The organism is bacterium (assembly GCA_021372515.1).
In the GTDB taxonomy this organism is placed as follows: domain Bacteria; phylum Gemmatimonadota; class Glassbacteria; order GWA2-58-10; family GWA2-58-10; genus JAJFUG01.
Genome location: JAJFUG010000167.1, coordinates 1 through 9,329, shown reverse-complemented (window position 1 = coordinate 9,329; position 9,329 = coordinate 1). Strand labels below are relative to the sequence as shown.

Here is a 9,329-nt window from a genome sequence, read left to right as displayed (position 1 = left end):
CCCAGCCTGCGCTTCGCGCGCGGCGAGCCGATCAATGTGTATTTCGAGGTCTACGGCCTGCGGCCCGGAGCCGGAGGCAGCCGGGAATTCCGTGAAAAGGTGACCGTAGTGGCGGCGGATAAGAAAGAAAGCGGCGGCGGTGGCCTTTTCGGCCTGTTCGGCGGCGGTAAAAGCCAGCATAGCCTGAGCCTCAGCTTCGACCGTCAGCCCGGAACCGGCGCGGCGGTGGTCCCGGAGTCGTTCGAGATAGACACCGCACCGTTGGACCCGGGACAGTACCGTCTGCGCCTGGAGGTGACTGACAGCCACGGCGGCGGCAGCCGCAGCCTGGAGTGGCTTTTCGAGCTGAGCGGCCGCTGAGCGGGGTTGACTTCACCCTGACCACGTGCTAAGATTCGGCTGGCTGAAACGCTATCCTCTTTTCCTCATGCCTTTTCCTTTTCATGGACCCGTAGATGAGCGATCTGGCCTTGATAGCCCACGGCCCCGGCCGCTATATCGGTCTCAGGGGCAAGCTGTGGAACGCACTTCTGCTCGTCTCGGTTTTCCTGCCCCTGCCGGGCGCGCGGGCGCAGATGCCGGCCGATAGCGTGGCCTGCGGCAACCCGGCGCTGCGGGCGGAGCTGCTCGAAATGGGAAAGATCGATCAGGAGGTGCGCAAGTTTTTCTGGGGCGGCCAGGGGCAGATGCCCGATTCAGCCACATTGAAACGCATGCTGACAGTCGATTCGGTCAACACCGAGCGTCTCAAGGAGATAGTCGGGCAGGGGGGCTGGCCGGGGTTCAGCCGGGTGGGGCAGGACGGCGCGGAGTCGGCATTCCTGATCCTGCAGCACACCCAGGACTCCGCTTTCCAGGAACGGATGCTGCCTCTGCTGCGGAAAGCCTGGGAGCAGAGCGAGATAACGGGGCAGAACCTGGCCCTTCTGACCGACCGGGTGCTCGTGCACGCGGGTAAACCTCAGCTTTACGGCTCGCATTTCGACATCCTGGACGGGCAGGTGGTGTTCCGGGCGATCGAGGACTCGGTGCATGTGGACGAGCGGCGTGCGGCGATGGGTCTTCTGCCCCTGCAGAAATACAAGGAGTTCGTGGAGGAAGCCTCCGGCCTGAAGAACCACGGCATTTTCAATGAGCAGCCTGAGGAAAAAAAATAGCCTTTTCAAAAGGATTCCTGAAACTCGGCTCTCCATCCGATAATCCTAATCATTCCGGACCGGTTCAATGAGCGATTCCGCAATCCTGACCCACCAACTATCACGGTCTTTCGGCAGCCTGGTGGCCCTGGACAACCTGAGCCTGGCCGTGCCCCGCGGCACGATCTTCGGTTTCCTGGGCCCCAACGGCGCGGGCAAGACCACCACGATACGCCTTCTGCTTGGGCTTCTGGAGCCCAGCGCCGGCACGGCCCGCGTGCTGGGCTACGACACCGTGGCCGAATCGGACCTGGTGCGCGAGCGCTGCGGCGCGCTGCTGGAGCACCCCGGGCTGTACGAGCGCCTGAGCGCCCTGGACAACCTGGAGTTCTACGGACGGGTCTACCGCCTGAGCGCCGCCGAGCGCCGGGCGCGGATCGAGGAGCTTCTGAACCATGTCGGGCTGTGGGAGCGCCGGGGCGAGCGGATCAAGGACTGGAGCCGCGGGATGCGGCAGAAACTGGCCGTGGCGCGGCTTCTTCTGCACCGTCCGCAGCTCATTTTCCTGGATGAGCCCACCGCCGGCCTGGATGCCGTGGCCGCCGCGGCCCTGCGCGAGGACCTCCTGGCCCTGAAGCAGCGCGAGGGGGTGAGCATTTTCCTGACCACCCACTACCTGGCCGAGGCCGAGAAGCTCTGCGACCGGGTGGCCGTGATCAACAAGGGCCGCCTGGTGGCCGAGGGTGCGCCCGGCGAGCTTCTGGCAGACAAGTCCGGCCAGTTGGTGCGGGTGGAGGGACGCTCCCTGCCGAGCGAGGGTATTCTGGAGGCGATCCGTCACCTGCCCGGGGTGCGCGAGGCCTCTTTCGTGGAGTCGGCGCTCGAGGTTCGTCTGGAGAACGGTTTCTCCGCCGCCCCCCTGGTGCGCCTACTGGTGGAGCTGGGCGCCGAGATCGAACAGGTGCGCAAGGTGAAAGCCTCGCTGGAGGAGAGTTTCCTGGCCCTGCTCAAGGAGGACCGATGAGATTTCAGGATACCCTGACCCTGATGTGGAAAGACCTGCGCGAGCTGCCCCGGATCTACGGGGAGTCGAAAGCCGGCCTGCTGGGCTTCGTTTTCCCGGTGCTCATCATCGGTGTGATGCTTCCGTTGCAGATGGGCGAGAAATGGCTGAAGCCGGGCCTGAGCCTGATCTTCGCCGTCTGGTTCCCGGTAATCATGGTGTTCACCATGGTGGCCGACTCGTTCGCCGGGGAGCGCGAGCGCAAGACCCTCGAGGCCCTGCTCGCCACCCGTCTGAGCGACCGTGCGATCCTGGCGGCCAAGCTGCTCACGGCGATCTGTTTCGCCCTGGCTTTTGTCCTGGTCCTCAACGTTGTCGGAGTTATCACTCTGAACCTCGCCCACCTGGGGGGCGGGAAATTCCTGTTTTTCCCGCTGCGGGTGTTTGCACTCCTTCTGCTCCTTCCGCCGCTGTCGGCGTTCGCCGCCTCCGGGATCGGGGTGCTGGTCTCCCTGCGCGCCGGCACGGTGCGCCAGGCCCAGCAGACCCTGATGATGAGCGGGATGCTGCTGTTTTTCATTCCAACCCTGGTGATCCCGATGCTGCCGAAGGAAATGCGCGAGGCGGTGTTCGCGTTTTTCACGGCCGGTGGGGTGGAACTGCTGGCGGCGGTGGCGGCGCTCGTGCTGCTGGCTATCGGGGTTGTGACCGTGCTGCTCGCCGACAAGCTGTTCCGCCGGGCCAGGCTGATCCTGGACTGAGGGAGGAGCAGCCGTGCTCGACGATATCCGCGCCGTGATCTGGAAAGAGATGCGGGACAACCTGGGCTTCAGTTTCCGGTCCAAGGAGGGGCTGAGCGCCTTGCTCACACCTGTCCTGCTTGCGGTCATTACCGCCTGCGCCGGCAAAGCGGAATGGCTGCACCCGGTAATGGTCCTGATCTTCGCGCTTTTCATCCCCGCGTTCTATACCTCGGCGGTGGTGGCCGACTCGTTCGCCGGAGAGCGTGAGCGCAAAACTTTGGAAGCCCTGCTCGCCACCCGCCTGGGCGACAGCGCGATCCTTTTTGGCAAGCTGGGAGCAATGACACTCTGGGCCTGGGCCGCGGCGGCTCTGTTTTTTGCGGTGGGTCTGCTGGCAGTAAACGTGGTGGCGAGGGGTATGGGTGTGCTGTTTTTCGGCGTTCCGGCCCTTGTCGCCGCTTTTGCGGTTGCCCCGCTGACCGCCCTGGCTGCGGCCTCGCTCGGCATGCACTATTCCCTGCGGGCCAGCACGGTCCGTCAGGCGCAGACATGGTTGGGCTTCACTGTCATGGGTCTGCTGATGGTGCCGGGGATAGCCCTGCGGATGATACCGGCCGGGTTGCGCAATACGATTATCGGTTTTGTCACCGGGATCGACCCGCTGGCCCTGGTCATATCCACGGCGCTGTTCCTTCTGGCCGAGTCGCTGGTGACGGTCCACGCCGCCCGGGCGCGTTTCCGCCGGGCCCGTCTGATCCTGGACTGACCGCCACGGCGGTTTCGCAGGCGGCGGTTTCGGGGGTTGGCTTCAAGGGAGGGATGGATATCGAGCAGGGGGCGGCCGCGCCGCCGCCGTGAAAACGGCGGGCGGGCGCACGCGCGCGGCGCCTCCGGCGCCCGGCGCGGCCGCCTTGGGGAGCCCGAGCCTCGCACGCGGCCCGCTCAGAACAGCTTGACCAGGGTCATCACGCCCAGCAGGAGGGTGATTACACCGATCACCCAGCGCAGGGTCGGCCCGGATACGATTTTCACGGTCCAGGCCGCCACCGGCACGCTCAGCACCGCGCCCGCGGTCAACGCCCCGGCCAACGGCCAGTAGATCCCGCCCTGCATGGTCACGTAAAGGATCAGCCCCACCAGACAGACCACACCCTCGACAAACGAGGTGATCCCCACCGCGTTTTTCTCAGGCACCCCACACATGATCTGACCGCCGGTGATCAGGGGGCCGTAGCCTCCGCCCGAGATACCCTTGTTGAACGCGGCCACTGTACCCAGGGCGATGATACGCGCCGAGGAATAGCGTATTTTACGTCCTATTCCGGCGATCAGGAACAGCCCCACCGCGGTGATAATAACCCCGATGTAGAATTTAACCGCGCGCGCCGGAAGGTTCAGCGCCATCACCACCGCGGCCAGGGTGCCAACCACCGAAAGGGCCAGCAGAAGGTACATCACGCGACGGTCATCCGTGCCTCGGGAAAGGTCCACGTTGCCCAGGCTGTGATGGGCCAGGCCGGCCGAGATACCGGTGACGAACTCCGAGAACAGCACCGCTGGCACGATCTGCAGCGGGGTGTAGCCGGAGAACATAAGGATCGGGGTAAGGGTTGTACCGTAGCCCATGCCCAGGGAGGAGTCCACGTACTCGGCCACGAACGCCAGGGAGCTAAGAAGCAGAAGGGTGAGGACTGTCTTGCCGTGCAGGAAACTGATTGCTCCGGCCCCGCTGTAGGAAAAGAAAATGAAAACAGAGAAAAGGAAAACTATGGCCACAATCCAGGTGCCGGTAAGAGCCTTGCGCAGGTTTACCACACATGCCCCCGCTGATTGTTTGATCTTGATTTGAGGCAGAAAGGGGGACAAAAATGAAGAAGACTCTACTTACAAAGGAAATGTAAGAGATTTATTAACATTATTACAAGTTTTTCCTGCTTTTTCCGCGGGAAATCTCCATTGCGCAACGGTCGACAGTCCTTTATAGTTTTCCCTGGTGAACTGATGGACCTTGGCTCCCGGAATGCCCCGGCAGCACTCTCCGCAAGGGAATCGACCTATGACTGCTGACAACCGCGCTGTCCGAACCGGTAAGCTATTCATCCGCCTGAGCGTTTTAGTCGCCGCATTTCTGGCCTGCGCATGCTCTTCCAAGCCGCGGCCCCTCGATTTCATCGCCCTGTCCGACACGCACATCGCCTCCGGCGAGGACCTGGGCCGTCTGCGGCGGCTCCTCTACACGGTGCGCGACCGGGGGCAGTTCGTGCTGATCACCGGGGATATCTGCGCCCAAGCCCCGGAGTACGAGGAGAATGTCCGCGAGATTTGCGCCCAGGCCCCACTGCCGGTCTATGTCCTGCCCGGCAACCACGATGACAACTACGCCCGCTCGCCTCAGTGGTGGAGCGCCGTGTTCGGCCCCCTGGCCCGGACTTTCGAGGCCGGTGGCTACGAGTTTGTCCTCAACTGGAGCCAGGACAGCCTGCGCTGCAGGCAGTGGCTGGACAGCCTTCTGGCGGCCACCCCGGCTGGGAAGCATTTGGTTTACGCCCAGCACTATCCACCCGGAAAGTTTGGGGACACAGCCCTGCCGCTTCTGGAGGGCCGGGCGCAGGATATTGTCCTCTGCCTGAGCGGTCACACCCACACCCATAACCTGGACACCCTGGCCTGTGGGGTAGTCTCCCTGACCCTGTCCAACTGCAGCATGGACAGCACGCGCGATGGGCGGTTCTACGAGATACGGCTGGACAGTGGCCGTCTGACCGCGGTCCGCTCGTTCGCTTTCGACAGCCTGGCCCTGGACTCCCTGCCGGATACGCCCCCGACCCTGGCCCTGGCTGACAGCTCGGTCTGCCTTGTTTTGGACTCGGCGCGGGTCGTTGCCGGACAGGCCTGGGATGACCGGGCCGTGACACAGGTCGAGTTCAGCCTGGACTATGGTCCCTGGCGGAAGGCCACGGGTACGGACAGTTTCAGCCTGGCTCTGGACCCTCTGGATTTGAGTCCCGGCCCGCATTATCTTCTTGTCCGCGCCCGGGACAGTGCGGGCGCCCTGAGCGATGGTTTCGCCGCGCGCAGCCTGTATGTCCCGGAGCCTCAGTCGCCCTCAGGTGTGGTGGAGCTGTGGAACGGTCACAACGGCTACGACGGCTGCCTCTCCGCCACCGTGCGGGCGCAGCAGCCGACAGCCTGCCTGGCGGGCGCGGACTTGGAATGTTGGACCTACGGTCGCCGCGGCGAGCAGGAGTTCTCGGAGTTCTATCTCGCCTACGACCTGGGCGGCCTACGGCCGCCTGCGGGCAAGCGGGTCGAGTCACTGGAGCTGGAGCTGTTCTGCTGCCGCCAGAACTCGCTCTCACCGGCCGGGGGGGATGACCTGTACCGGGTCGGGCTGCCCGGGAGCGGCTGGGACAGCCGGATGACGTTCGCCACCCGCCCGGCCCTCCCCGCCTGGAGCGCCCAGGACTCGGGCGCGGTGAGCGCCCCCTTGAGCGGGGAGTGGAGCGAGCAGGCGGATGGCCGCCAGGAGGTGCGCCCCGAAACACCCGTGCGGGTCGACCTGTCGGCGTTCATCCCGCAGTTCGAGCGCTGGCTGGCCCATCCGGAGCAGAACCACGGCTGGGTGGTCTCGCCAGTGCGCAGCAACTACAACATTACTTTCCGCGGCGGCAGTTACGCAGTGCCCAGTCTGCGGCCGCGTCTGATCGTGCGTTTCAATTGACCGCGGCGCCGGGGTGCCGTGAAACATGATGCAGGGAACGTTTACGCGAGGGGGAGAAGAGGATGTTCGAGTATTCCGGTTTCAATAACTATGGCCTCAGGCTTCCGTACGATGAGTCGGTCCGCGCTGTCGCAGGACGGACAGTCGAGGGCGCCACCCTGGCCGATATCCGTCACCAGGCCCTGCGCCTGGCGCCACAGACCCGGATCGGGATGCTGCGCCAGCCGTTCAAGCCGGTCTACAGCGCCGGCATCTGGTTCTTCGGCGAGGGCGGCTCACGGTTCCACGGCAGCTACAAGGCGCCCATGGACCTGGCGCGGCGGCTCGATATCGCGGCCGAGCTGGGCGGGGTGGGCCTCAAGGCCCTCGAGGCCCACGAGCCCTGGGAGATCAACGCCGAGAACTACCCGCAGTTCCGTAAGCTGCGTAAGGAAACCGGTATCCTCGTCTCCGTGGTGGCCGGAATCGGCGGCGATTTCCGCATGGTCGACTCGCAGTTCGGCACCACCAGCAGCCCCCTGGGCGCGGTGCGCGACAAGTACGCCGCACGCACCGTGGACCAGCTCAAGCTGGTCAAGATGATCTCCGAGGAGCAGGGCTACCCGGTGGTGGCGGTCTGCTGGCCGGGCATCGACGGCTACACCTACTCGCTGGGCACGGATTTCTACGACATGTGGGACCGTTTCGAGGCCGCCCTGGCCGAGGCGATGGACGAGGTCCCGGGCGTGCGCGTGGCTATCGAGCCCAAGCCCTACGAGCCCGCGATCAACAATATCTGGCGCAACACCGCCGATGGCATAATCATGGCGCAGAACGTGGAGGCGCGCCTCAAGAACCCTGTCAACCGCAAGCTGCTCGAGGCCGGGCACTGCCTGGTCGGCCTGAACCCCGAGATCGGCCACGTGCGCATGGGCTTCGAGGATGTGGCTTTCTCGTACAGCGCGGTCCTGCGCCAGGCCCGTCTGGCCCACACCCACTGGAACAGCCAGCCGCTGGGCAATTTCGACCAGGACCTCGACCCGGGCGTGGTGGGCGTGGAGACCCTGGAGGCCCTGCTGTTCGTGCTGCGGCTCTACGGCTACCAGGGCATGTTCGGCCTGGACATCAACCCCGAGCGCATGCCGGTCGAGGCCGCGGTGGCCAAGAGTATCAACGCCATCGAGCTGGCCAACGGCATCGTGGACAACATGGATCCGGAGGAGGTGCTGGCCGCTTACCACAACCCGGCCGGCTCCCGTGGGAGGATCGAGGACATTGTCACCCGCGCCCGCGCCAAGGGGATCGACCAGTCGCGCCTGATTTCGCGCGAGACGGTGCTCAAGTTCGAGCAGCGGCCCATGCCGCTCGATTTCTGAGGCCGGCCCGGAAACCTCCGGAGCGGTCGCTGAATACAAGTTGTGCGTGACGTTCGATTCCTGCAGGGGCACGGCGCGCCGTGCCCCATTCTTAAACGTTCCGCTATTGTCTGCCGTTCGTGCCGTTTCCCATGCGGCCCGGCGGGCCGCCCGGGGGCCGTATGTCTGAGCCGTGGCAGAGGAGCGGAGTACATACCAAATGCACACCGCGGGATGAAACAGCGCCATGGTCCGGCGGGCAATCAGCGCCAGCGTCGCCCTGCTCCAAAGGCAGCGTGAAAAATCCCTGTGCACACCGTGGGTCTTAAGACAGCCGATGCCTACGCGAGTTTACGGCCCCCCAATGGCTTCTGGTTCTCTTGGCCGAAACCCAGAGAACATAAAAGTCTCTCGGGCACGGTGCGCCGTGCCCCGCTTGTATAGCCCGAATGCGTGAGAGGAGTGAACCTGAATGCCACGTCTCTCGCTGGGACTCGACTCCAGCACCCAGGGCCTGGCCGCCGTGGCCGTGGACCTGGACAGCCGTGAAACAGTCTGGGAGCACGCCCTGGACTACCGCGGCGACAGCCGCCTGGACCGTTTCGGCCTGGCCGCGGACTACCTTCTGCCGCCCACCGAGCCGGGTGAGGCCAACCAGCCCGCGGCCCTGTATTTTGCCTCGCTCGAAGCCGTGTTCGATGACCTGGTGGCCGCATTCAGAGAGCGCGGCCTTTCGCCACGCGACATCCGGGTGATCAATGTCTCGGGCCAGCAGCACGGGTTCGTGCTGCTGAACGCTCAAGCGGAGGGCTTTTTCGGCGCTCTGGCATTGGGTGCGGTCCAATCCTCCCTGCCGGAGCACCTGGCCGGGGCGTTGGCCACGCCCGAGGCCCGTATCTGGCGCACCGCCTGCACCGGCGAGGAGGCGGCTTTTGTCCGCTCTCAGGTCGGGGGCAAGGATAGAATCGTAGAGCTGTCCGGCTCGGATGCCCCGCTGCGGTTCAGCGCGTTCGGCATCCGCCGCACCGCGCTCCGGCGCCCGGCAGTGTACGCTCAGACCGCGCTAATCCACCAGATATCGAGCCTCGTCCCCGCCGTGCTGACCGGCCGGGTCGCCATTCCCCTGGACTGGGGCAACGCCTGCGGCAGCTCGCTCATGGACTACCGGGCGCGCGCCTGGAGTGCTGAACTGCTGGCTGCCGTGGCCGGGGACTTGCCCGGCGGCGCGGCGGGCCTGCGGGGCAGGCTCCCCGGCCTGGGCTCGGCGCTGGAGCTGGCCGGCCCCCTGGCGCGCCATTTCACGGAGCGCTGGGGCCTCGACCCGGCCTGCCTGGTCGGTGTGGGCAGCGGCGACAACCCGCAGAGCAAGGTGCTGATCCAGGGCTCGCTGCT

The 9,329-nt window shown here is 65.2% G+C and carries 9 protein-coding genes; 8 read left to right on the top strand and 1 reads right to left on the bottom strand.

From position 1 onward, the window contains the following. The 5 genes from LLH00_15375 to LLH00_15355 form a co-directional block, all read left to right on the top strand. Positions 1-360, top strand: a 360-nt coding sequence (locus LLH00_15375) for a hypothetical protein (GenBank protein ID MCE5272660.1), incomplete at its 5' end; no start/stop codon positions are given. 95 nt (positions 361-455) lie between these two features. After that, the gene (locus LLH00_15370; protein ID MCE5272659.1) at positions 456-1,157 is read left to right on the top strand and encodes a hypothetical protein; all 702 of its coding nucleotides are present in this window, start codon (positions 456-458) and stop codon (positions 1,155-1,157) included. Between the two features lie 67 nt (positions 1,158-1,224). Then, the gene (locus tag LLH00_15365; GenBank protein ID MCE5272658.1) at positions 1,225-2,160 is read left to right on the top strand and encodes an ABC transporter ATP-binding protein; all 936 of its coding nucleotides are present in this window, start codon (positions 1,225-1,227) and stop codon (positions 2,158-2,160) included. Further along, positions 2,157-2,900 (top strand): ABC transporter permease subunit, encoded by a 744-nt coding sequence (locus LLH00_15360; protein MCE5272657.1) that lies wholly within the window; start codon positions 2,157-2,159, stop codon positions 2,898-2,900. The genes LLH00_15365 and LLH00_15360 overlap by 4 nt, the downstream gene beginning before the upstream one ends. Before the next feature lie 13 nt (positions 2,901-2,913). Next, positions 2,914-3,648, top strand: coding sequence for an ABC transporter permease subunit (locus LLH00_15355; GenBank protein ID MCE5272656.1), 735 nt, complete (start codon positions 2,914-2,916; stop codon positions 3,646-3,648). Between the two features lie 176 nt (positions 3,649-3,824). Here LLH00_15355 and LLH00_15350 read toward each other — a convergent pair whose 3' ends face one another. Beyond that, positions 3,825-4,697, bottom strand: coding sequence for a sulfite exporter TauE/SafE family protein (locus LLH00_15350; protein MCE5272655.1), 873 nt, complete (start codon positions 4,695-4,697; stop codon positions 3,825-3,827). A 241-nt stretch (positions 4,698-4,938) separates the two neighbouring features. Here LLH00_15350 and LLH00_15345 point away from each other — a divergent pair, with 241 nt between their 5' ends. From LLH00_15345 to LLH00_15335, 3 genes are all read left to right on the top strand, one after another. After that, a complete protein-coding gene (locus LLH00_15345) occupies positions 4,939-6,603 on the top strand; it encodes a metallophosphoesterase (GenBank protein ID MCE5272654.1) in 1,665 nt (554 codons plus the stop codon). Between the two features lie 62 nt (positions 6,604-6,665). Further along, the gene (locus LLH00_15340; protein ID MCE5272653.1) at positions 6,666-7,958 is read left to right on the top strand and encodes a TIM barrel protein; all 1,293 of its coding nucleotides are present in this window, start codon (positions 6,666-6,668) and stop codon (positions 7,956-7,958) included. A 451-nt stretch (positions 7,959-8,409) separates the two neighbouring features. Next, the coding region (locus tag LLH00_15335) for a xylulose kinase (GenBank protein MCE5272652.1) at positions 8,410-9,329 on the top strand (920 nt) is incomplete at its 3' end.